Origin of the sequence: Mycoplasmopsis cricetuli ATCC 35279, assembly GCF_000526955.1 — a bacterium.
In the GTDB taxonomy this organism is placed as follows: domain Bacteria; phylum Bacillota_I; class Bacilli_A; order Mycoplasmatales; family Metamycoplasmataceae; genus Mycoplasmopsis; species Mycoplasmopsis cricetuli.
This window is the reverse complement of record NZ_JAHB01000008.1, coordinates 1-25,484: the sequence shown is the minus strand read 5'-3', so window position 1 is coordinate 25,484 and position 25,484 is coordinate 1. Positions and strand designations below refer to the sequence as shown.

General features: G+C 23.4%; 20 protein-coding genes and 1 other RNA gene. 11 read left to right on the top strand and 10 right to left on the bottom strand.

The window, feature by feature from the left end; translation table 4 throughout:
- Positions 1-6 precede the first annotated feature (6 nt).
- Together U744_RS0102595 and U744_RS0102590 are read right to left on the bottom strand one after the other, a co-directional pair.
- Positions 7-1,344 (bottom strand): glycine--tRNA ligase, encoded by a 1,338-nt coding sequence (locus tag U744_RS0102595; protein WP_025755534.1) that lies wholly within the window; start codon positions 1,342-1,344, stop codon positions 7-9.
- Between the two features lie 103 nt (positions 1,345-1,447).
- Positions 1,448-2,830, bottom strand: a complete 1,383-nt coding sequence (locus tag U744_RS0102590; RefSeq protein WP_025755533.1) for an MAG3090 family protein — start codon at positions 2,828-2,830, stop codon at positions 1,448-1,450.
- Positions 2,831-3,117: 287 nt separating this feature from the next.
- Between U744_RS0102590 and U744_RS0102585 the strand changes: the two genes are divergently transcribed.
- Complete coding sequence (locus U744_RS0102585; protein ID WP_025755532.1) at positions 3,118-3,468, top strand: hypothetical protein; 351 nt, start codon at positions 3,118-3,120, stop codon at positions 3,466-3,468.
- Entirely contained in the window at positions 3,449-4,717 is a 1,269-nt protein-coding gene (locus tag U744_RS0102580) for a hypothetical protein (RefSeq protein WP_025755531.1), read from the top strand. Before U744_RS0102585 ends, U744_RS0102580 begins: the two co-directional genes overlap by 20 nt.
- Before the next feature lie 61 nt (positions 4,718-4,778).
- Here U744_RS0102580 and U744_RS04525 read toward each other — a convergent pair whose 3' ends face one another.
- Positions 4,779-6,224 (bottom strand): endonuclease, encoded by a 1,446-nt coding sequence (locus U744_RS04525; protein WP_025755530.1) that lies wholly within the window; start codon positions 6,222-6,224, stop codon positions 4,779-4,781.
- Between the two features lie 173 nt (positions 6,225-6,397).
- On the opposite strand from U744_RS04525, the gene U744_RS0102570 reads away from it, so the two are divergent.
- Positions 6,398-7,042 (top strand): LemA family protein, encoded by a 645-nt coding sequence (locus tag U744_RS0102570; protein WP_025755529.1) that lies wholly within the window; start codon positions 6,398-6,400, stop codon positions 7,040-7,042.
- Between the two features lies 1 nt (position 7,043).
- Positions 7,044-8,156, top strand: coding sequence for a DUF3137 domain-containing protein (locus U744_RS0102565; protein ID WP_025755528.1), 1,113 nt, complete (start codon positions 7,044-7,046; stop codon positions 8,154-8,156).
- A 39-nt stretch (positions 8,157-8,195) separates the two neighbouring features.
- Here U744_RS0102565 and rnpB read toward each other — a convergent pair.
- Positions 8,196-8,471, bottom strand: an RNA gene (rnpB, locus tag U744_RS04585) — RNase P RNA component class B.
- Positions 8,472-8,540: 69 nt separating this feature from the next.
- On the opposite strand from rnpB, the gene U744_RS0102560 reads away from it, so the two are divergent.
- The 3 genes from U744_RS0102560 to holA all read left to right on the top strand — a co-directional run bounded on the left by U744_RS0102560 (position 8,541) and on the right by holA (position 11,257).
- Entirely contained in the window at positions 8,541-9,035 is a 495-nt protein-coding gene (locus tag U744_RS0102560; RefSeq protein WP_156921633.1) for an MAG0490 family ComEA-like DNA-binding protein, read from the top strand.
- Positions 9,036-9,169: 134 nt separating this feature from the next.
- A complete protein-coding gene (locus U744_RS0102555) occupies positions 9,170-10,309 on the top strand; it encodes a ComEC/Rec2 family competence protein (RefSeq protein WP_169728197.1) in 1,140 nt (379 codons plus the stop codon).
- A 3-nt stretch (positions 10,310-10,312) separates the two neighbouring features.
- On the top strand, positions 10,313-11,257 hold the full coding sequence (holA, locus tag U744_RS0102550) for a DNA polymerase III subunit delta (RefSeq protein WP_025755525.1): 945 nt from the start codon (positions 10,313-10,315) through the stop codon (positions 11,255-11,257).
- 79 nt (positions 11,258-11,336) lie between these two features.
- Here the strand turns inward: holA and U744_RS0102545 are convergent, their stop codons facing one another.
- The 6 genes from U744_RS0102545 to U744_RS0102520 all read right to left on the bottom strand — a co-directional run bounded on the left by U744_RS0102545 (position 11,337) and on the right by U744_RS0102520 (position 17,358).
- A complete protein-coding gene (locus tag U744_RS0102545) occupies positions 11,337-11,645 on the bottom strand; it encodes an MMB_0454 family protein (RefSeq protein ID WP_051449499.1) in 309 nt (102 codons plus the stop codon).
- Positions 11,645-12,208 (bottom strand): elongation factor P, encoded by a 564-nt coding sequence (gene efp / locus U744_RS0102540; RefSeq protein ID WP_025755523.1) that lies wholly within the window; start codon positions 12,206-12,208, stop codon positions 11,645-11,647. Before efp ends, U744_RS0102545 begins: the two co-directional genes overlap by 1 nt.
- A gap of 79 nt (positions 12,209-12,287) precedes the next feature.
- Positions 12,288-14,342, bottom strand: coding sequence for a type 2 periplasmic-binding domain-containing protein (locus tag U744_RS0102535; protein WP_025755522.1), 2,055 nt, complete (start codon positions 14,340-14,342; stop codon positions 12,288-12,290).
- Positions 14,342-15,136, bottom strand: coding sequence for an ABC transporter permease (locus U744_RS0102530; RefSeq protein WP_025755521.1), 795 nt, complete (start codon positions 15,134-15,136; stop codon positions 14,342-14,344). Before U744_RS0102530 ends, U744_RS0102535 begins: the two co-directional genes overlap by 1 nt.
- On the bottom strand, positions 15,129-15,968 hold the full coding sequence (locus tag U744_RS0102525; protein WP_025755520.1) for an ABC transporter permease: 840 nt from the start codon (positions 15,966-15,968) through the stop codon (positions 15,129-15,131). Before U744_RS0102525 ends, U744_RS0102530 begins: the two co-directional genes overlap by 8 nt.
- Positions 15,958-17,358, bottom strand: a complete 1,401-nt coding sequence (locus U744_RS0102520) for an ABC transporter ATP-binding protein (RefSeq protein WP_025755519.1) — start codon at positions 17,356-17,358, stop codon at positions 15,958-15,960. Before U744_RS0102520 ends, U744_RS0102525 begins: the two co-directional genes overlap by 11 nt.
- Positions 17,359-17,702: 344 nt before the next feature.
- On the opposite strand from U744_RS0102520, the gene U744_RS0102510 reads away from it, so the two are divergent.
- From U744_RS0102510 to mip, 4 genes are all read left to right on the top strand, one after another.
- Positions 17,703-19,481 (top strand): ABC transporter ATP-binding protein, encoded by a 1,779-nt coding sequence (locus U744_RS0102510; protein ID WP_025755518.1) that lies wholly within the window; start codon positions 17,703-17,705, stop codon positions 19,479-19,481.
- Positions 19,482-19,497: 16 nt separating this feature from the next.
- Positions 19,498-21,357 (top strand): ABC transporter ATP-binding protein, encoded by a 1,860-nt coding sequence (locus U744_RS0102505; protein WP_025755517.1) that lies wholly within the window; start codon positions 19,498-19,500, stop codon positions 21,355-21,357.
- A gap of 269 nt (positions 21,358-21,626) precedes the next feature.
- Positions 21,627-24,020, top strand: a complete 2,394-nt coding sequence (locus U744_RS0102495; protein WP_169728196.1) for a putative immunoglobulin-blocking virulence protein — start codon at positions 21,627-21,629, stop codon at positions 24,018-24,020.
- A gap of 12 nt (positions 24,021-24,032) precedes the next feature.
- Positions 24,033-25,484: Ig-specific serine endopeptidase MIP (mip, locus tag U744_RS04520; protein ID WP_025755515.1), on the top strand; the 1,452-nt coding region annotated here is incomplete at its 3' end.

Here is a 25,484-nt window from a genome sequence, read left to right as displayed (position 1 = left end):
TCTAATCTATAAATATTTAGTTAAATCGTCTATATTAATTCGAATTTGTTGCATTGTATCACGATTTCTTAAAGTAATTGTATTATCTTCAAGACTTTGATAATCAATTGTAACACATCAAAAAGTTCCTATTGCATCTTGACGACGATATCTTTTTCCAATTGAACCAATTTCATCGAAAATAACTGAAATATTTTGTTCAATTAATTTATTTTTAATTTCAATTGCTTTAGGTGTTAATTTTTTAACTAAAGGTAAAATAGCAACTTTATATGGCGCTAAATCTTTGCTCAGAGCTAATACAATTCGTGAGTTATTATCAATATTTTCAATCTTATAAGCATCACAAAGCAATGCAAGCATTAATCGATCAAGACCAATTGAAGGTTCAATAACATATGGAATGATTTTACTGTTTGTTTCTGGATCTAAATATTCAAGAGATTCACCACTTGCTTGCATATGTGATTTTAAATCAAAATTTCCTCGATTAGCAATTCCTAAAAGTTCACCTCATCCCATTGGAAATAAAAACTCTATATCACTAGTTGCAGTTGAATAATGTGCAAGTTCTTCAGAAACGTGTTTTCTAATACGAATGTTTTGTTTTTTAATTCCAAGTTGTAAAACAAACTGATAAGCTTTTTCTACATAATAATCAAATCAAAAACTAGCTTCAGTTGGAAAAGTAAAAAATTCAAGTTCCATTTGTTCAAATTCTCTAGTTCTAAAAATAAAATTTCCAGGTGTAACTTCATTTCGAAAACTTTTTCCAACTTGCCCAATTCCAAAAGGGAGTTTTAAACGCATTGATCTTTGTACATTTTTAAAATTAATAAATATTCCTTGAGCTGTTTCAGGACGTAAATATACTTTTGCTTTTGCATTATTAACTACTCCTTGAGCTGTTTCAAACATTAAATTAAACTGTCTAATTGTAGATCAATTAGTCTTTTCATTATCATAAAATGAAACATTTTTCACAATAAAATCATGCATTTGTTCAAAACTCATCTGTTCAGAAATAATTTCAGGATTAATTTCTTGAATTATTTTATCAGCACGATAACGTTTTCCATTAACTTTATTTTCAATTAATGGATCACTAAAATTTGCCACATGACCTGAAGTTACTCAAACTTGTGGATTCATCAAAATTTTACTGTCAATTAAAAAGTTATTTTTTTCTTTAAAAATAAACTCTTGTTTTCATTTTTTTTCAATATTATCTTTTAGTATTGAACCCAAAGGACCATAATCTCAAGTATTTGCAAGGCCACCATAAATTTCACTTCCTTGATAGACAAAACCGCTGGTTTTCAAATGATTTATTAATTCTTGCATATTATCTTTAAGCATAGTTTCTATTTTATCATTTTTCCATTAAAAAATAATAAAATAAAAAGGATAAAAAAAGTCACTAATTGTGACTTATATTAACATATAATTAAGCTGATGCAGATATCGCAAGAATAATAATTATGATTACTGCTATTAATCATGCTATTCCAAATAAAATTAAAGCTAATTTTAATTTTTTTACAAATTCTGATGGAGTTGCATTTTCTGTTGAAACTTCTTTAATTTGAGTTTTTACAACTTCAATTTCCTTAAATGATTCAAGTAACACTAATTCTTTTGCATGTTCATAACTTTCATGCAATAAAATTGCATGCTTGTAATTTTGTTCAGGAACAAATGCTACATATTTGTCTTTATATTCAACAAATGATAAAGCTTGATCTAATGAAATAACGGTTTTTTGATCAATATCTGTTACATAAATTGCACTTTCAGTTGTAAATTCTTTTCTTTCATCAAGAGACACTTTATCAAGTAAAATATCAATTTCTCTGTTTATAATATCAGCTGCTGTTTTGTAAAGTAATTTAGTATATCTTGATTGAGATTCCATTCTTTCTTCAAGGTCTAAAATATAACGAATAACTGGAACATAATTTTCCTTAACTTTGTTAAACTCTTCTTCAGAAATTTTAGTTCCATCTAAAATTTGATCATTAATTAACTGTAATTTATGTGCATATAAAGCTGTTACTTCAGCTTGAGTTGCTAAATCTAATGTATCAATGTAAGCAAATTTAATATATCTTTTTCTAGCATGTTTTGATTCTTTGTAGACAATTTTTTCAACTGGCACTTCTTTGATAATTTCTTTAATGATAACTTTTTCAACTTCAGGTTGTTTTATTTGTTCTTGTGATTTTTCTCTTAATGCATTAATTTCTGCAAGAAGTTGAGATTTATCAGATTTTTCATCATTTAATCTTTCCATTAAATCATCAATTTCATGCTTATATTGATCTCCTGAACGTGAAATTTCTAAAAGAAGTTTTGAAATTTGTTCTTTAAGTGATTCAATTTCAAGATCTTTTTTGCTTTTTTTAGGAGCAATAAAATCATCATCTTTAGGGAAGTAAGGTTCAATATTTTCCATGTTTTTATAAACAGGTTTAAAATCTGTTAAATATCTTACATATTGTCCTGCTCTTCTTTTATCTCTTAATCCTGTTGTTGGGAAAATATTTAATTCATCAGCAATATTTTCATAATTAAGTCCACCATCAAATTTATCAACGTTTAGCTCAAATTCAAAATCTTCCCCTACTCTTTCTGCAAGTAAAAGTCCACCTCAAATTTTTTCTTCAGTTTGAAATCATGTTGCACATTCAAGATCTTTTGATAAAAATCAATTCATAGCATCTTTACGTGTTTTGAAAAGAGCAAGTGGTTGTGATACTTTAGGGTGTTTTAATGCTCATGGATAATCTCTATTGTTATTTGGTTTGTATAAACATTGTAAACGTTTCATTAAATCTCCTACACAATTTGTAATTGTGTTTATAGTTTAGTTTTTAATTTATTTTATAGTATTGTTTTTTAAAAATTTTAATTATGTAAATTATAAAGTATTTTTTTATTTTTGTGATTAGATAAATTAATTAATTTTTAAGTTTTTTATGTTATTTTATTTTAAAAAAATAATTAATCTTTTTAGACTATTAAATATAAGAAATAAAACATAAATTTTAATAAATAGTTAAAATAAAATTGATAAATAATAACTAAAAATTAAATAAAAAATTATAATTAATAAATATGAAAAAAAATTCATGAGTTTGAAGTGGTAAAATTACTGAAATAAACAAAGATAGAATTATTGTTAAAGATTATAAAAATCAAAAGTTTTATATTGATTTTTTAAATATAACTGATAATTGAAAATTAAAATTAAAAAATATTTTTAAACTTAAGGAAAATATTAATTTTTATGTCTTAAGTTTTGATGAATCTAAAAAAGAAGGGATTGGATCATTTAAATTAAATCATCCAAATTTTGCTAAAAATCCTTTTTCTTATAAATTGAAAGCAACTCCTAGTGGATTTGATAATTTAAAAAAATTTACCTTAGATGATATTGAGGATATAAATGAAAATACCAAGGATTAGAAGATCAAATATTAAATTTCAAAATGATCAAAATTTATCCAACATCCCCAAAGAAGAACTTAAGATTTTTAAAAAAATTTATGAAAAAATCAACAATCTTGGATTTGAAAATTCAAGATATTTAACTTTTTCAGACATTGTTGAAAATTTTGCTATTTCAGGGGTTGGCAAAATTATTGAATTTGTCAATGCACTATACAAAAATAATATTGGACAATTAATTGTTATTTGCAATAGTCAATTAGCACTTGAAATTGAAGGAATTATTAAATACATTTTAGGAATAGGTGATTTGTATTTAGATCACAAAATTAACATAACTTTTATAACTGAAAATGAAAGTAATAAAGTTATTTTAGAAAAAATTAAACATGTTTTTGAAAGACAGAAAGAGCATAAAAGTAAAATTATTTTTACAAGTAATATAGAAAATATCAATCATTTAAAAAATATTTTTAAGTTTATTTGTTTAGTTGTCTCTAAACTTAAATATAGTTCTTCTATTTCTAATGATTTATTTTATTACATTGGTCCACCTAGTGATGAATATAGTTTTTTATATAGTAAATTAAAAAAACAAAATTTATTTTTTTCTTCAAATACTTTTCATTTTAATTATTCAGCTTTTTCAAGTTTATCTTTAATTTTACTTGCAACACAAGGAATTAACATTGCAAAATTTGTAAAAGGTTACACAAAGGCCTTAAAAACTTTTAAAAATAATGATATTTACAAAAATGATGCTCTCAGATTTGCTTGATATTTGTTCAAACATGATTTTAAAATTTTTTTCTTTGTTTCTGTAAACAAGGAAACTCATTTTTTAGTTCGCTCTTTTGCATATCAGTTAAACAAATCTAAATTAGTTAAACAAACTTGATTTGAAACATTTAGTTTACCTGAAGATATTCCAATTATCACCCAACCACTTACAAATAGTGATTTGTACATTGAAAAATCAATTATGATTTTCAATATCAATTATTTAAATTATGATTTTCAATTCACTTCAGATATCAATCAAGAAGATACTCTAAAAGATCATGATTTAAATACTTTATTAAGTTTTACTAATGCAATGCAGAAAAATTTTTTAAATTTAGCTGTTTCAATTAATTCACAATTGAAAATTTCTTACTTAAAATTAGAAAACACTAAAGATGAAACATGTGGAATGATAATTGCATTTATTTATTGAACAAAAATTTTTCTTGCTTCTTTACAAGAGAAAACTCCTTTTCCTAGTTAAATTTTTTTTGCAAAAAAGTATTTAAAAATATCAAACTTTTATTGAGTTTGATATTTTTTATTTATTTTAAAATTCCTACAAGAACACCTTTGTTAACAAATGGTTTTGGATTTTGACCATATAAATTTTCTGCTAAATTTGGATAATCAATAAAAGGATTGCGTAAATTGTTTCAATGTTTATAAATTTCTTCATTTCTAGTAATATCAAATAAATCAACTTTATCTAAATTATTTCAGTTAAGATAAGTTTTTAAAAAATGATCATTAATATTTGGAAAAAGCATATTTTTTTGTTTTTTTATAAATATATTAGTTTTATTTTCAAAAATATTTTTATTTTGATAGGTTAAAGAAAAATATAAATAAGCACGAGCCACATCCCCTTTAAATGCATCATTTATTTCGAAAACTTTTTTTCCTAAAGCATTTAAACCTAATTTGGAACCATTTTTACTTTTTCAGATAATTTTTTCAACATTATCATGAGGATAATTATCTCTTACTTGATTTACTTTTATATCACTTGGTCAAACAAATTGTGCATCACTTTTAATTGAATTTTCTTTATTAAATCATGATTGAGGAACAATATGCTCTCTATTAACACCTTGTCCTTCTTCTTTACCATTGCTTTTGCTATGTGTTTTATAATCTTTATAGGTATAAGGATCTTTTCCAGTTGGATTTTCTGAATACAAATCTAAAAGTGTATTATCTTTTTCAAAATATAAATCCTTAAATGCATTGTAATTATCATAAAAAGAAGGTAATTTATTATAAGTAGTTGATTTGGCATGAGATTGTTGAATTTGTCCTAATTTAATAAATAATTCTTTTCCTGATAAACCATTAGCTGATTCATAATAGTTGTTATTTTGATCATACAAATAATGACCCTGTGCAAAGATTTTTTGTTCTTTATTCAAATTTGTAGAAATATTTTCTGCTGTTTCTTTTTTAGATTTATTTTCTATTGTTTTATTTTTTAAATCAATTAAAATTTCCTTTGCTTTTTCTTCATAAATATATTCAATTAATAAAGTTCTTTTTTCTTTATCAATTAATCCTTCTAAATACTCATAATTTTGTGACTTTGAAATTTTAAAATTAGAAATTTTTGAAATATTTAAATTTTCTTTTAATTTTAACAGTTTTTGTTTCTCATATTTTCCAGCTGAAAATTCATTATTTTGTATTTTTCTAAACCTTATTGATGTTCAACCTTTTTTTATTGCAAAGTCAAATTCTTTGTCAATATTTTCATATGATATAACTTCAAAATCAACCTGATTTTTTTCTAAGTTAATATTATTTTGTTGATTTTTGAAATTATCATTTTGACTATCTTTTTTGGGTTCTTCAGGTTTTAATGTATTATTGCCCCCTCCCAATTTAAACTGTGAATCTGGATTTTTTACATTGTTATTGCTCACATTTGTGCATGCACTAGCTAAAGTTGTTGGTAATGCTAAAATTGTCAATCAAAATATTTTTTTATTAAACATAATTTTTTCCCTTTACAAAATTTTTTTAAAAGAACAAATACTCATTTAAATTATATTACTTTCAATTAAACTATGTTTTTTAATTTATTTTATTTCATAAAAAGTTGGCATATTTTATAAATTAAACTATAATTTTATATACTAATACAATTAATTACAATAAAGGAGAAAAAATGGCAAATTTATTTGATCAAACACCTCAAAATATCCAAGAATTCAATCCAGCAGCAGACAATAGAAAAATTCCAGCACAAGCTGGAGTGCTTGGAAAAACAGTATATATTATATTTTCAATTTTTACACTAGGAATTCCATACATGGTAACTAGAAATAAATTGCTTGAAATGCAAAATAAAATCAATGAATTAGCATCAGGAATTGATGTACAACTTACAAAGCGCCATGACACTTTAACAAAATTATTGAAATCAGTTAGTTCATATAAAAAATTTGAAGCTGATTTATATTCAGATATTGCAAGACTTCGTTCATTGATTAATAACAATTCAGTTGATAATGCTGGAGAAATTGAAAGATTAAACAGTAATGTTTTTGGACGTTTATTTGCAGTCAGTGAAAACTATCCACAATTGCAAGCTTCAGAATTATATCGTGATTTAATGGAACAAAGTACATATATTGAAAAAGAAATTTCAGCTTCTAGAAGAATTTACAATCAAGAAGTAACAAGATTTAACACTACTTTATTTGTATGACCTTCTTCAGTTGTCGCTAGTTTTTTAGGTCTTGCAACTAAACCGCTATATCAAGCTGCTCATGTCAAGAGAGAAGATGTAAGTTTTGATAGTTTAAACTAATATGAAAATAGTTAAAGAATATTTAGATTTTGACACTTTTAAAAGCAAATGTGATGATAATTTATTTTCAATTGTTCAAAATAAAGTTAATAAAATATACACTGAAGAAGAAATTAAAAATAGTAAGAAAATTCTTACAAGTAGTGTTATAACTTTTGCTTTAGGACTAATTTTATCAATTGCTGCTTTTTTTACATTCTTTTTTCCTGCTGCAAGAGATTATAGTTTTGAAATTGAAAAAGGTGCCAGAAATATTAATTTAATTGCATTTTTAGTTTTAGCATTACTTGGTGTTGGATTAATATGTATTGGAATATTTTTATTTCGAAGATATATTTTATGAAAAACAAACATGCAACGCAAAATTAATTTTGAATTAAAAAATGTTGATAATGTTTATGAAATTGCTTTTAAAAATATTAGTCCTTCACTTGATTTTTCAAATAATGTTAAATCAAGCACTTATCAAAAAATACTTAATTTAAATGGAACTGAAATTACTAAAAAAGAACTTTATTCATTTCTTCCGATTTTTGGAATTCAAAAAGATGCTAAATTAATTTATTCAACTCAAAAAGCAACACTTTTAATTGATGATTTATATCCACTAGCTATGCATTTTAATACTTGAAAACAAGTTAAAAGACAAACAAAAAAACAAACTATTTATGAATTTGTTCATCAAGGAGTGATTAAAATTAAAATTGAACATGCTAAAAAACAAATTAAAAATAATGCAATTTGATCATTGCAATTTGCTTCGTTTTTAAATCGTGGTGGATTAGAATTTGAAAACAGTGAATTTAATAAAACTTTTACAATTTATGGTGATAATAAATTAGATATGTTTAAAATTTTTACCCCATTTACTCAAGAGTTACTTCTTAAAAGAGCAAATGACACTCAAAATATTTTATTTCCAAGATTTAAAATGTATGTTGCTGAAAATGATATTTATTTCATTTTTCCATGCAATCCAGAATTTATGGAAATTAATATTAATTACAAATCAAATCCTGATGAAATTGTAAAACGTTACTATCAAGATATATTAAAAGATGTTTATAGTTTTTATTATTTTATTTGTTATATTTACATTCCTGCTTACTTATAAAAAAAAAAAAAAAAAACCAAGCATTGCTTGGTTTTTTACATCTATAAGCCGTGTTCTGTACTACAAAATGTAGCGCCAGTAATTTATCTAGTTTAAAAAAACTCTTAAGTTTTGTTAAAAATTCCTAACTTAAGTTCCCCTACCAAAATTTGGGTTTCTAACTCATGGAGTTTACCGCGTTTCACTACTCTCGTCTCTGTGGCACTTGTCGTCTAGGCTTAGGTTTATTGGACCTAACATGAACACTACCATCATTTCAGATGGTGTTAGCACGGACTTTCCTCTACAGCATTGCTGCAGCTACTGGCCGATGCTAAATTATTTTAGCACATTTGTGCTAAAAATTTTTTTTAAAATTAAATAAATGAATTTTTTATTAATTTAATGATGAAAAAATATCTTAAATATTTATGAATTTTTTTAATAATTAGCTCAATTGCATTATGTTATTACTTTGTTTATGTTAATGATGTTATTAATTATCAAAGACCAAATTTAATTAAGTTTTATAAATATAATCTTTCAGGTGCAGTTAAACATCAAGGAATTTGAATTTCTAAAGAACCACTAACCTATCGAGAACTTCTTTTTCAAACTGGTTTACTCTCAAATGCTAATATAAGTAAGGTAAATTTAAATGACTTGGCTCCGGAAAATATTGACATTATCATTCCCTATCAAAATTTAAAATTACTTTGAAGTGATTTTACATCATTAAATCAATTAAAACTAATTAAGCTAACAAATAAAGTAGCCACTAATTTATTAACTTTTAAAAATAAATACCCAGGAATTCCAACATGAAATGAAATAGCATCAATTGAAGGCATTGGGCCATTAACTTTAAAAAAGTTGCAGAATTTTTTAATTTTAAATTAGTTTTTGTTTTAGTTTTTGTGCTTTTTTCCTTTGTTGTATTAAATTTGATTAATTTTAAGTTAATTTATTTGCTTGTTATTTTAATATTACTTTTTATTGTCACTTTTTATTTTAAACAATATTTGATAATTATTTTGTTATTTTTTCCATTACTATTTATATCTGTTTATTTTTGAGAAAAACATTTACAAATAAATCAAATTTTAATTAAAGATATTTTTTATGTTACTAATGAAACTGATAAAACTTATATTTTTCAAGATTCACAATTTCGTCAATACTTACTTTTGAAAACAAGCACTTCAAACACATTTGAAATATTTAAAAAATACACTCTTGAGATTGAAATTCAAAAAATTGAAAATAATCTTGAATATTTTATTAATAAAGGAATTTTTTACCAAATTAATAAAATAAAAATAGAAAACCAAGATTGAACTTGAAAAGGAATGTTCTGATCATGAGAGTATTTTAATTATTTTGAATTTAAAAATCTTGTTATGCCATTATTATTTGGTTATTTTAATTCCAAATATAACACTCTTACTTCTGAATTTAATTTTTTAGGAATAATACATTTAATTGTAGTTAGTGGTTTTCATTTTAATATTGTTTATTTAATTTTTACAAAAATATTATGAAAAATTAAATGAAAAAATGAAATTGCTTTTATTTTGATAATATTTTATTTTTTATTATGTAAAATAACTCCAGCAACAATTAAATCTTTTTTAATGATTGGATTAACCATTATTTTTAAAAGATTAAAAAAAGAATTCTACTGCAAAAATTTTTATTTTTTAATTTTTGCTAGTTTAATTACATTAATTATTAATCCTTGATGAGTTTATTCAATTGGATATTGGATGTCATTTTTAATTTCATTTTTTATTTATTTAAACAAATATCAACTAAAAAATTGGAAAATTAAGTTAAAACTTTTAATAAAAATTTGAATTGTTTCAATGTTTTTAACATTATTTTTTAATTTAAAAATTTATGTGTTTTCTTTATTTTTATCAATATTATTTACTCCAATTATTGAAATTTGCATTATATTACTTTTATTTGGATTTTATATCAAACCATTTGTAATTATTTTAGAAAAAATTTTAAATACTTTACTAACATTTTTTAGTAGTTGAAATTTTAATATCATTTTTATAATTGAAAATAATAGTCTAAATTTAATAATAAAAAGTTTGGTATTATTTGTAATTACACTATTATTTTCAATCAAATTTACAAAAGAAAATAAAATTTATTATAATTAATTTATGATTTTAATATATGGTGAAGAAAACTATTTTATTGATCTAAAAATAAATGAATTAAAAGAAAAATATAGTTCTGAAAATATTGTTTTTTTTAATGAAAAAACAAGTTTTGAAGAAGTTACTAATTATTTTTATTCAAATTCTTTATTTGATAAAAAAAAATTATTAATTTGAGAAAATCCAGAAATTTTAATTGATAAAAAAAGTGAAAAAAAATATAAAAAAGAACTTTTGCAGTTAGTTAATTCTATTGATGATTTAACTTTAAATGAAATTGTTTTTGTAGTTAGAAATAATAATTTTCATCAAAATGTGTTAACTAAAAAATTAAATGAATTAAATAAAATTTATGAAGCAAAAAAAATTTCTAAAACTAATATTTTTAAAGAAATTTTAAAATATTTAAAATCCAAAAATATTTTAATTGAGCATTCTGATTTAATTTATTTAATTGAAATTTTACCTGATAATTTAACAATTATTATGCAAGAAATTGATAAATTAATTATTGAAACTAAAATAATCACCAGGGATATAATCGACAAATCAATTGGTAGTTATATGCTAAATGATACTTTTTCCTTTGTTAATTCATTTGAAAGTGGCAATCTTAATGAAATATTTACTTTTTACAAACAACGAAAATATGAAGGGGATGAAATAAGTTTTTTAATTTCACAGATGTCAAGCATGTTTGTTTTATCAAATAATATTGCCAAATTAAGTAATTTAAATTGAGATTTCAAAAAAATTGCTCTTTTTTTAAATGTTCATGAATTTAGATTAAAAAAAGCTTTTAAAATTTTGCACTTGTATGGTGAAAATAAAATTGAAGAAATTATTTTAAAATTAGAAAAAATTGATTTCCAAATCAAATCCACAGATATTAATCAAGAAGCTCTATTTGAAACCTTTTTAATTGAAAATTTTAGTAAAATAATTTAAATAACAAAAAACATAAACATTTAAATTATTTATTTATAGTTTAATGTTTATGTTTTTATTTTGTAAATTTAAAATACTTTTAAATAATATCAATTAAGCAAATCTGAACATTTTTAGGTTTTTTATCAATTAAAGTTTTAATAGCTTCTTCAATTGAAGTTGCTACTTTTTTAATTGCCTCATATATGTCAGATACTTTATTTAATTTAATTTTAATATCAACACAAATTTCAATATCAGTATTATTATTTAAAAAAATAAGTTTTGGAGTTTTGATTAATTTAGAATGATTAATTTCACTAAAAACATTATTAATTGATTCAATTATTGCTTTTTGTTGAACAATATATTTTTGATTTGATTTATATGAAACTATAACTGAATTCATTATTTAGTGCTTTTTCCTACATATTTTCCAGTTTCTGTTGAAACAATAATAACATCATTATCTTTAATAAACATTGGAGTTTCAACTTCAAAACCAGTTTCTAAAATAACTTTTTTTTGTGGATTTGTTGTCGTATTTCCTTTTACTGCATCAGGGGCTGATTGAACTTTAATGTTTATATTAATTGGCAATTCAATATCTAAAACTTCTTCTTCAAATTTACGAATTTGAACTTCACTTCCTTCTGTTAAAAAATTTAGTTCTCATTCAACTAATTTAACAGGGATTTCAATTTGTTCATAAGTTTCATTGTCCATTAGAAAAATATTTTCCCCATCTGAATATAAATAGTTCATTTTTCTTTTATCAATATGAGCTTTTTTAACTTTATCACCACCAGTATAACTTTTCATGGTAATTGATCCTGACCGTAAGTTTTTCACTTTTGCTTTCACATTAGCTTGTCCACGACCTTGTTTTGAGTGTTGGGCTTCTAAAACAACAAAAATTTCACCTTCATCTTGAAAAGTAATTCCAGGTTTGAATTCGTTTACATTAATCATAGCAAATCCTTTTACATGTGTTTAAAATTTAATTGTTTTTATTATATAAAATATTTAGTAAATTTTTATAAATTAACTTTTAAGATCTTGTTTTGCGATAATAATATTTTTCCACTAATGAACTTAGTCTTTGACTAATTGGTAAAATTGAAACTCTTTTAATTTCTTTTTTTGAAAAAATATCATAAATATCAATTGCAATTAAATCATTATCATTAAAAAGATCATTAAAATAATTTCTTTTAATAAAAATGTAATCTGTAACTGCTGTTGGGGTATAACTGATAAAACTAAAATTTTCTAAATTTTTTCAGTTAATTGAAATTTCTTCTGTTAATTCATCTGCATCAATATTAACAATGGCGATTTTTTTAGCAATAAAATTCTTTAAATAATTAGCAATTGTATTTGAAGAATTTATAACATCTGAAAAATAAAAATATTCTTTTTGAGTTCATGTTTTAAAATCAGCAGCCAAAATTTGAAAGATTAAATTATCTTTTTCAAGAATATTATTATTTTTAAAATACTCTTCAATTAATTCATTTAACTCTAAAATCAATTTATTTAAAATATCATTTTCTTCTTTGTTTAGTTTTTTATTTTTTTCATTTAATTGTTTAATTAACTTACTTAAAATTGTTTTTTTATTTTGAATAATTTCAAAAATTTTATTACTAATATTATTTAATTTTAAATTGTATTTTTCAAGATACTGATAAACATATGTAGGATAAGGATTTATTTTAAAATTATTATTAATTTCTATATCATTAAGTGAATTGTAATAATTTAAAAATTTTTTTCGATTTTCCATTCTTGATAGGTCAATAAATTGAGCAATACTATCAAATTCTGAGTCAAAATTTTGATTTAGCAAATTTTTAAAATAAATTTTTTGAAGTTCTCTCCAAGTATAATTGATAGATTTTTCGATTGCTAAATTTTTAATTTGATCTTTGTCTAAATTTAATTTAACATTTTCATTTTCCACTTTTTGAATATTCTTAAAATCTTTTATTAATGATTGAAAAATATTTTTTTTAACTACTGATAAAATTTCTTTTGTTTTAAATTCTGTTGATTTTGCAGAAATTACAAATCCATCAGTTAAAAGTAAATTACTATTACTACGAACAATTCCAATCATTCCATCTTCAACATTTTCATCATCAACATTATCACTTGCATAATATGCATCCAAAGCATCTCCATTATACATAATAGCAACATTTGTTTTAGACAAAGGATGAACTACATTTTCAACAATTTTTAAACCATCTGCAATTAAATGAATTGATGGATCACTTATTTTTTTGCCAGTCCCTTGTTCAATTAAGTCAACAAATGAATCAATTAATGTAGCATATGTCTCATCAGTGACAGCCCCAGAATGTAAATTTTCACGAGCATCACCATCTTCTTCAGGAACATTTCAATAAGTTGATCCATAAACCATATTATCTCTAATAGCATCAGTAATGTTAAAATTATTGAAACCATTTTTAGCTAAAATTTTTAAAATTGAAATTGTTTCATAAAGATTATTTTTATATTTTGGATAATATTTTTCAAAATTAATTAATCCATTTTCAAGACTATTTTCAGACTTAACTTTATTTTTCTTTTTGTTATAAGCAAAAACTACATCTTGCATAAAATAAGGTAAATAATATTCTCATAAATGTAAATTAACTTCTTGTCCTTTTGAATCATATTTTAAAAATTCATCATATTGAGTTAAATGATCTCATAATTGTTTAGGAAAAAGCATCTGTAAATATTTTGCTGTTTTTAATTTATTATTTTTCAATGTTTCATCTTCAAATAAAAATGAATAATCAATTTTAGATAATAAATTATTTTTAATCAGTTCAACAATTTGAAAATCACTTCCAATTCCTGCAATAGTTTTATTGTCTGTTAAAGCACGTGTAAATTCTTGAATTGAATCAAACTCTTTATACTCATAAGTGTCAGAAATACCTTTAATATTTGATTTTGACATATAAGATTTATAATTTAAAAAACTTGGCTTGAATTGATAATGATTTTTTGCTACAACAATTGCACCAATTCCAATAAAACCTAATAACAATCCAGTAATTGTTAACAATTTTTTGGCCAATTTCATTATGCAATTCTCCTTGAATTAGATTTATAAAAAATATAAATGATATTTCCTACTATAACAAAAAACAAAATAATTGATCCAAGTACTAATCCTCAAGGTTTAAATTCACCTTCATAAATTTTAGTTCCTAAAGTTGATGCATTTGAAGTAACATGAGTGATAATATAATCATCAAAACTTAGCACTGTTGATACTAAAACAATCATTATAATTGATGGAATCATATATACAAAATAAGTTTTCATTCATGCAAAAAATTTGTTATAGCCTAAATCTTGAGCTGCTTCAAATAAATTATTGTTAAACTTTTCACTTCGTGGAATTGCAAGAGAAAGTCCATAAGGTAAAATCATCACAGTATGACCAATAATTACTCGATAAAGCCCCTCTTTATCAACTGCAAAAATTCCAAAAAACAATCCAAAAACTAAAACCAATCCAAGAGCGGTGATATTATCTGGATTAACTAATGGGATATTTGAAGTGGTTGATACAACACCACGAACAATTTTATTGTGTTGACGATATAGAGCATAAGCAGTCATAATTGACAAAATTACAACTAAAAAGCTCACTAAAATGGCAATTAATATAGTATTAATTAAAGCCGCATCTCTTCGTTCATCAAATAAAGTTTGTCATGATTTAAAAGTAAAACCTGATCATACTGAATTATATTGTCCTTTAGTTGTGCGATTAAAACTAAAAACCACCCCAGTTACAAGTGGGATATATACTAAAAATAAAATTATATAAATGTAACTATTTTTAATAAAATTAATCAATTTACTCATAGTGTGCTCCTTTTTTGAAATAAAAAATAATTTTTGGAACAATCAAAGCAAAGGCATAAATTGAAATAAAAATAGCACTAACAACAATAACTAAAGCAGATCCAGAAGAAAGATTATATGGATTTCCTGGATTAATTTTATCATTGATAATATTTCCAATTAATTGATGCTGTGAAGGATTTGGTAGCAACTTTTGTGAAACAACAAATGTAGTTGCGCTTGCAAGAAAAATTAAAGCAACCCCACTTAAAATAGCTTTAGTGCCATATGGAATAATAACTCTAAAAAAAGTTTTAAGTGCATTATTACCTAAATCACTACTTGCTTCAACAATATTTTTAGGCATATCACGAAATACACTATAAAGAGGCATAATCATAAGTGGTAAATTCAAATAAACAAGACCTACAACAATAAATCAAACTGAATTAAGTGAATTAATATTTGATTGAAAAATAAATTGAAATAAACTTCTAAGTGAATAAATTCTTGAAATAGTGAAAATAGCCAATGGTGAAACAACTAAACTCAATGAATAAGTGCGAAATAATTTAGATTTGCTTGTTGAAATAAAATAAGCATATGGCAATCCAATAATTAAACAAATAATTGAAGCAAAAATTCCAACAATTACACTTCGTCAAATAATTCTTCAAGTGTGAAAATCTTTAACTAAATCTCAATTATCAAAATCTTCACCATTTGATAATAATGACTTAATAAAAATTAAAATAACTGGTAAAACAATTAAAAATATGGCAATAATTAAATATGGAATTAAGAAAAAGGTTTTTTTACTTAAATTTAATTTATTTTTTATATTAAAAAACATTTTTTTTGTAATCTCACTTTAAATCTTTTGCCATTAAATGAATTGAATCAATTGTTCAACTTAAATAAACTTTTTCACCTTCTTCAAATTTTTCTGAAGTTTCTACATAAAATTTATGCTTATCTTTAGTTTCCACAACAATGTTATAATAACTTCCTCGATAAGTAATTTCCACTACTTTTCCAATGATTTTATCTTTTGGATTTTTAGTTTCTCTTACCATATTAATATCTTCAGGTCTAATTAGTGCATCAAGCTGAGAATCTTTTTCAAAATCTTTATTTTTATGAATTGTTTTAAAAACTTTATTTAAAATTTGAACTTTATCTTCACCGACAAATTTTGCATCAAAAATATTAGATTCTCCAATAAATTTTGCAACTCAAATATTCACAGGGTAATCATAAATCATTTTTGGTGTATCATATTGTTCAATTTTACCATCTCGCATAACTGCTACTCGATCTGAAAGTTCAAGAGCCTCATCTTGATCATGAGTAACAAAAATAAATGTAATTCCAAGTTCTTTTTGAATATCACGAAGTAACACTTGCATTTTTTTTCGAATTTTAGCATCTAATGCAGAAAGAGGTTCATCTAAAAGTAATATCTCAGGCTCAACAACAAGTGAACGAGCAAGAGCAACTCTTTGTTTTTGTCCTCCTGAAAGTTGAGAAACTGATTTGAATTCATTTCCTTTCAATCCAACAACTTCAATAATTTTATTAATTTTTTCATCAAGTTCTTGTCGTGTCATTTTACGCTTAAAATAACGATTTTCAAAATCAATTGTCTTTTGTTGAACAAAACTTTCTCAATATGAATAAGCAAAATCAGATTCATCAAGTCAATCTTGACGTTTTTTATACTGTCTAGTATTTGGTTTTAATGTTTGAAGCTCTTTTTGATATTGCTCTTGCAACTTATCAAGCTCAATCATTTTTTCTTCAGCTTTTTTAGTTCACTTTTTTGTTCTTTCTTTAAGCAACTCAATATGTTTTGAATTTATAATTTCTTTTTTAATTCGTTTTAATTTAAGTCCAAATTCAATATTTCCTTGAACATTTAGATTTGGAAATAAAGCATAATCTTGAAAAATAGTTGAAAGATTTCTTTTGTGTGGTGGTAAATCTTTAATATCTAATCCATTAAATTTAATTTCTCCCCTAGTTGCTCACTCAAAACCTCCAAGTAATCGTAAAATGGTTGTTTTTCCACTTCCACTTGGACCAAGAAGAGTCACAAATTCTCCTTTTTTGATATTTAAATTTACTTCTCTTAAAACTGTTTTGTCATTATATTCTTTAACAACCTCAATTAATTCAACAATATTTTCACTTTTAGAGCGCATTCTATTTTTTACTTCATTATTTAAATTGCTTGAATTCATATTTATTTACGTGTTTTCCTTTCTATGTTATATTCTAGTAAAAAACAAACAAAATAGTGTCAAAAATTTCATCATTTTATTTTAAAATAATAAATTTAAAGTTAAATATTGTAAAATATAAAAATTTATTAAAAATAAATTTAATGATAATTTTTACTACCTTACAATTATAGTAAAACAATTAAAAAATAACACAATTTTTTAAATAAAATAAAGCTAAATTAAAAGTTTTTAAACTAATATTTATTAGTTTTAAAACATGTAATTAATTTATTAATTTTGTAAAAAAGATAAAAAATCGCTTTTTTTGATATATTTAATATATTAAAATAAAAGGAGTAAATATGTGAAAAATGTTTTGAATGCTTCCTTGAAAAATAAAAAATCTTTTTTTATTTGGAATTTTTGTAATTTTGATCAATATTACTGCAACTATGTTTATTCCAATATTACTTTCACAATTTTTACCTCTTTTAACAAAATCTAATCAAATTAATCAAATTATTCTTTTTGATAAGTGAATAGTTTTACAAAACAATGATCAAAATAAATTACTAATTGATTTAGTTTGAATTTCGCTTGTGATTATTTTACTTGCTGTAATATCAAATATTATTTCAACAATTGTAACAACTTGAGCTGGTGAACAATCATCAATGTTTTATCGTAATTTACTATTTAAAAAATATCAAAAATTAAGCCTACAAGATATTTCAGATTTAACTAAGGAAAGTTTAATTAACCGCATTTCAAATGATATTGCTCAATATTGAGATTTTTTAATTAGTGCTTCAAGCGCTTTAATTAAAGCGCCTTTGTTTATTATAATTGGAATGATTTTTTCTTTAATTTCTGATGTGCAACTTTCTTTTACTGTTATTGTTATCATTCCACTTAATGTAGCTATTTTAGTTTTTATTTTTTTAAAAACTAGTGTTTTAATTAGAAAAAATAAAACTAACTTAGATTTAATTACAAAAAATGTAACAGAAACAATTATTGGAGCTAGAGATATTAAAGTTTATAACATGCAACTTAAACAGAAAGAAAAATTTGATATTTCAAATCAAAAATGATATAAAGTTGAAAGTAAAACATGAAAATTTTTTTCAATTGGAAATCCAGCTTTTTTCACATTAATTAATTTGTTAATTATTTTAATTTATTGAATAGGATACAAACAACTATTAATTACTCAAGATCCTCAACTTATTGCAAAAATTAATGTTTTTGTAGAATTTGAAGTAATAATTTCTTATGGAATTATTATTTTTGCTCAATTTATCGGAACAATGACTAAAGCTAAAGTTTCAGCTAAGCGTTATATTGAAGTATATGAAAAAGAATATATTAATTTATTTGTTGAAAATGGTATTAACTTAGATAATGATTTTTCAATATCATTTGAAAATGTTAACTTTAAATATTTTAAAACAGCTCAAGAAAATTCAATTCAAAATATAAATTTTTTTATTCCTAATTTAAATACCTTAGGAATTATTGGACCAACAGGTTCTGGAAAAAGTACAATTGCAAACTTAATTGTTCGAAATATGCAACTGCAAGAAGGCACAATTAAAATAGGTAATTTTTTAATTGATAAAATTAACACAAAAAATTTACATGCTAAAGTTGGTATTGTTTACCAAGAAGCATTACTTTATTCTGGAACAATTAAAGAAAATTTACTTTTTGCTAATGATAATGCTTCTGAAAAAGATATTGAAATTGCTTTAAAAACTGCATGTGCTTATGATTTTGTTTATCAATTCCCAGATAAACTTAATCATAAAATTACTCAAAGAGGTAAAAATCTTTCAGGAGGGCAAAAACAACGTTTATCAATTGCTCGCACTTTGCTTTTAAATCCCAAGATTTTAATTTTAGATGATTCAACAAGTGCATTAGATAACATTACAACTAAAAATTTAATTGAAAATATTAAAAAAAATTATAACTGTACCACTATTATTATTTCACAAAAAATTAATTCAATTAAACATGCAAATGAAATTATAGTTTTAAGTGAAGGAAAAATAATTGGAAAAGGTGATCATGAATTTTTAACTAAAAATTGTGACTGATATAATCAAGTTTATTTAAATCAGTTAAATAATAATTAAAAGGAAATTTTGTAGTATGAAAGTTAAAAAAAATAACAATACTGTTGATAAATATTATGATAAATCATTTTCAATGTGAAAAACTACTAAAATTATTTTTAAATATTTAAAAGTTCAAAAAAGAGGTTTAATAATTGCTAATTTATTTGCTTTTATAAGCGCATTTTGCTATGTTCTTGGAAGTCTTTTAATAGGAATTATAGTGCAGAAGTTTTTTGAACCATTTGTTCGTGAAAATCATATTTCAATTGATCAATTTCCAACTATTGAATTTATTCTATATTTACTTTTAATGGTTTTTTGTTTTCTTTTTTATGGGATTTTTTGCTACATTGAAAATTATTTATATGTCAAAATTTCTTATGGACTGGGGACTCAATTACGTTCTCAAATTATGGACAAACTATTCAAAACTCCAATTAAATATTATGATAAGCAAAAAACAGGAAATTTAATTTCAATTATTATCAATGACATAAATAGTTTTAGTGATACTTTATTTCAAGTAACAACACAACTCTTTACAAGTTTATGAAGTATCTTTTTTAGTATTTTAGCTATGATGTTAATTTCCTCAATTTTAACATTAATTGTCATACCTATTTCATTTGTGCTTTTTTTCTCTTCTTTTATTGTAATAGTTAAGTCACAAAAGTACTTTGTAGCAACAACTAATGCATTTGGAAAATTAAATGCTTATGTTGAAGAAGCTTTGACTAATACAAAAGTAACTCATTCTTTTGAAAAAAATGAATTTATGTTTAATAATTTAAAACAAATTACCAAAGAAATTAGAAATATTGCTTTTAAAGGTGATATTTCATCAAGAAGTTTTGATGTTTGATTTCAACTAGTTTCAAATATTTTAATTTTAATTATCTCTGGATTTGCAGCTTTATTTTTAATAAAAAAAATTCCATTATATGGAATTCCTGGTTTTGCTTCAAATTCTGATGGAACCGCTTCTGCTGGTTTTGTGGTTACATATGTTTCACTAAATTGAAGTTATGTAGGTCCATTTCAAAACATTTTAAATACCGCTTTTGCCATTCAGGTTGGAACTGCAGCTTCTAATCGGGTATTTAAGTTATCAGAGCTTGAATTCAAACCAAGAGAACCTGAAAATATTTTTATAAAAGAAATTAAAGGATTAGTTGAATTCAAGAATGTGTATTTTAAATACTCTGAAAAACAACAAAATTACCAACTTAAAAATGCTTCTTTTAAAGTAAATCCTGGACAAGTTGTTGCTTTTGTTGGTCCAACTGGTGCTGGCAAAACTACTATTATTAACTTATTAAGTAAATTTTATGACTACAATAAAGGTTCAATTTTAATTGATGGTAATGAACTTAGAAATATCAAAACTAGTCAATTACGTGAACATATGACTGTTGTGCTTCAAGATTCATTTTTATTTAATGAAACTATTATGTATAACCTAACTTTAGGTAATAATAAAATTACTAAAAAACAAATTATTGAAGCAGCAAAACTTACAAACATTCACCACTTTATTATGACTATGCCAAATGGATATGACACTGTAATTGAAAACAATGGCAATAATATATCTCAAGGTGAAAAACAACTAATTTCACTTACTCGAGCAATTCTTAGTGATAAAAATTTATTAATTTTAGATGAAGCAACTTCAAATATTGATTCAAGAACTGAAATTATTGTGCAAAAATCAATTAGACACTTAACTGCAAATAAAACTTCATTTGTTATCGCTCACAGATTATCAACAATTCAAAGTGCTGATATAATAATAGTTATCAATCAAGGAGAAATAATAGAAATTGGGAATCATGAGCAACTGTTATCTCAAAAAGGATTTTACTATAATTTATATTTCTCCCAATTTGAATAATTAATTTCAAATTATTTGTCTATTACAAGTTCATTTTCATTGAACTTGTTTTTTTATTTTATTAACTTTTAAAAAATAAAAAAATTAAGCAACAATTCATTAAATTAAGTAAAAATATATTTTTAATCCATGGTTTCAGGACTAAAAAAAACATTTTTTTTAAATTTTTTTTCCAAAAATGCTTTTTTTTTTTTTTTTTTAAGAAGGGTAAAATTTTAATATAGAAAAAATAATACAGAAAAATAATTAAAAAGGTAAAAAAAATGACAATGCTTTTTAAAAAAATTAGTCGTAAAAATAAAAAGGTTCTTTTTATTTTATCTACAGCTATTTCAAGTTCTATTCTTAGTGGTTCTTTAATTTATATTGCAACAACTAATAGTGAAAATTCAATTGAAAGAATTGGTTTATTAAAAGACAATTTAATTGGTTTACAATTTGAAAAAAATTTGGATTTAACTAATGCTGTCAATTCCAATTCAGATAAAAACCTAAAACCAAAAGAATCTGAACTTATTTCCAAAAAGCAAATTGAAGTTGAAAAACCTATTATAATTAATCAAACAAAAGATTCTGAATTAATTTCTAAAAAAACACCTGAACAATCTATTATAACTGATCAGTCCAAAAATTTAGAGCCTACTTTAGAAAACAAACCTATAATTAAAAAACCTAAAATATTAATTTCAAATCCAATACCTAAATCAGCTAATCCAACTAAAAAAACCCAAAAAAATGAATCAAAACCTACTGAAAAAGTTAAAACAAATATCATAAAAATAAAATTTCATGGAATTGATGTTGATGTTTTAACTGAAGAACTTCCTCAAAGAATTTCTTCAAATTATGATATAGAAAATAAAATTGTAAATCGAATTCCTTATCTTGCTCAAATTGTACCTAAATTAAAGGGAATTACAGTAACTGATAAAATTAGAAAAGCAAACCAAAAAAGTGCAACTACTGCATTTAAAGCGAGAATATTTGGTGGTAATCTTGCTCATGAAAATATTTTTCGTGAAGACATTAAAAAATTCAAAGAGTTTACTGATGAAAAATTAAAAAATTTTTTAGATCATGTAACTTCCCGTGATTGAAATGGTGTTGTATTTGATAAGTTTCGCTTGTTAATCCTTCATGGAAAAGATGAAATTATAAAAAAATATTTAACACCTGAAGGCATTAAAGAATGACCTAAGCTAAAAGAAATTAAAGATGAACGCATTAAAATTGCTCGCACTTTGCCATATATTGATTTTGATAAATTTACTGTTACTTCATCAAATGTTGAAACACAACTTGGAAAAGGTTTTGTTTTAGAACCTGATAATTACAACATTTACATCAATGAAAATGGAGAAATTGATTCATATAGTTTTTCCCCACTTATCAATGGAACAGTTGTTTCAATTCAAAGAGATAATTCTGAAAAAAGAGTTTTTGGTTTTGATAGCGATGCTTTAGATTTTAAAAGATATTCTCCAGACTTAATTAAAGGAACATATAAAGGATGAACTAAAACTAACATTACATCTGAATATCATTCATATGGAATTACTCAAGATGATGGAATTACAATTAGTTCACTAAAAAAAGATACTCCAATTAATGGAAAGCGCAATCATGGTATTGTAGTTGAAGTAGATTTTGCTAATGTAAACGGATTTAATAAATTGAAAAAATTTATTGAAGATATTAATAATGATAAAAAAGAAATTACTTCATATCGTTTTTTAAATATGGGAAAAAAGGATGCCAATCAGCAGTTTAAAGATATTCTTGAAGTGCTTCCTGAAAAATTGCCACAACTTGAACTTTTTTTTGAAACAAAAAACACTTCTGCTTTAATTGCACTTGAAAATAAAAAAATTGATGAAATTGGAATTTTTACAACTATGAATTCAATTAGTGATGATTGAGCCTTAAATCCATTAGCTCTGCGAAATGTAGCTTGAGTTAACACTATTGACTACAATGTTGGAGAGTATCAACAAAATTCTAAAGTTGCCTCTAGAATTACTTTTAACAATTTAGCTTTTGAAGAAAGTGATGTCTTAAAAAGACCTGATGGTACTTTTGATTTAAAAAGAATTAATGATGGTTTAAGAATGGCTTATTATGTAAGAAATAATGAAAAAATTTTTCAAGGTTCGTTAGGTCCAGGATTAAATCCGGATCACAATGAGGGAGGTAATAGCTATCCACTTGGGATTGATTTATCAAGAGTTCCTTCACTTAAAACCTTAAGAGGACTTGTGTTTAATGACACTCAAAAATCATCAAATAAATCCCGAAAATTAAAGCGAATTGTTTTATTTAATGATAGTGAAGTTTGAAAGGTTGATGCTGATGAACTAAATAATGCTAATTTTAATGTTTTATCTACAGAAGGATTTCAGTCTCCAAGAAGCAAAATCTTATTTAGCAATGGTTCAGAAACAAAAAAAATCAGAATTTTCATTAAAAATAACATAAATCTTAACAGTTCAGGATTAGCTAATTTAAGTATTTTACTCAATTGATCTGAAAGTGGATTTAGAGGAAAAGAACAAACTGAAATTCTAGTTTCAAATAATGATTCACAATTAGCTACTCAATTAGAAAAGAACGGATATAAAGTTGTAATTTCACAAGAAGCAAGTGATAGCAATACATTTATTTAAAGAGGACAAAATATGAAAAAAATACCTTGATTAATGGTTTCTATATTACCAATTTTCACTTTTGCTGCTGGATGTTCTTCAAATCAAAATATCAATCAAACTAAGCCAATTGATTCTAATAATCCTGTTGATAAAAAAATTAACAAGCAAGAACAATTGCAACTTAAAAAATTTGTGAACACTTTAACTGAAGATAGTTTTAATTTTGAAACATTCGGACAACAAAAAGATAATAAATCAAAAGTTTACTTTCAAGAATTAAAATTAGAAAGTAAAGAAGAAATTAAATTCAAAGTAAATAATAGTGATAATTTTAAAATAGAAATAATTGGGTTTATCCCTGAAAGAGATAAAAATAATAATTCAATTTCAAATATCACTGGTAATGGATTTATTAAATTTAAAATTTTCGAAAAAAATAATGAAAAAAATTTTATTGAAAAAGATATTTTATTTACTGGATTTAATAAAAATCAATTTGGTGCTGATTCTAGTGGAAAAATTATTCTTCCGGATTTGGCTCCTAATAAAAATATAAAAGATGAATATGCCCAAAAATTAACTCAATTAGAAAGATTTAAAATTGATAATAAAAATTATATTGATATTTTAAAACGTCAATTAGGTGATAACATTAACATCAATGAATATCGTCCTGAATTAAAGATAAATTTAGAACAAAAAAATAATTTTAATGCACAAGCAGAACTAGTTAATCAAGACAGTTATGATAATGCTAAACTAAAAGGATTCACACTTCCTTCTTACAATCAAGATGGTACTTTAGATGGTTTAATTATAAATGATTTAACTGAAACTCCAAAAGGACCTTCATGAGTTGATATTGAAGGTAGGGATAGATTTAAGAGTAATGGTCTTCCTCGATATTTGGTAAACCAAAAATACAAAGATATTGCGCTTCAAACATTTCAAACTAGTTTTTCAAATAAAGCATTTGATGAAAATGGTAAAGAAATTGAAAGAACTACTAATGTAGGTCATGGAACTATGTGAATTTTGGATTATCAAAAAAGAAATGATGAAAAATATCCAACTAAATGATACTTTGCAACTAATTTACATGTAGCTAAACTTTTAACAAATAACACTGTTTCAATTAGATTAACTAGATTAAAAGAAGATGCTCCAATTCATGCTAAACTAAAAATTGCACCATTTGATACAGAACATTTTGAATCATATACAATACCATTATCTAATAATAATAATAATAATAATAATAATAATCCAGCTAAAATTATTTTTACAGGAAATGATTTCCTTAAAAAAGATCCTAAAGACTATCTTGCAAAAAATCAAAAAGAAAAATTTAAAAATGCAAAAGAATTTGTTGATTTTGCTGTAATTGAAATTGATTTTGAAAAAATTAAATTAGATTCTAATTTTGTTTTAAAAAATTTAAGCAAAGATAAAAATGGACAAATAAGCGCAAGCCAGTTATCT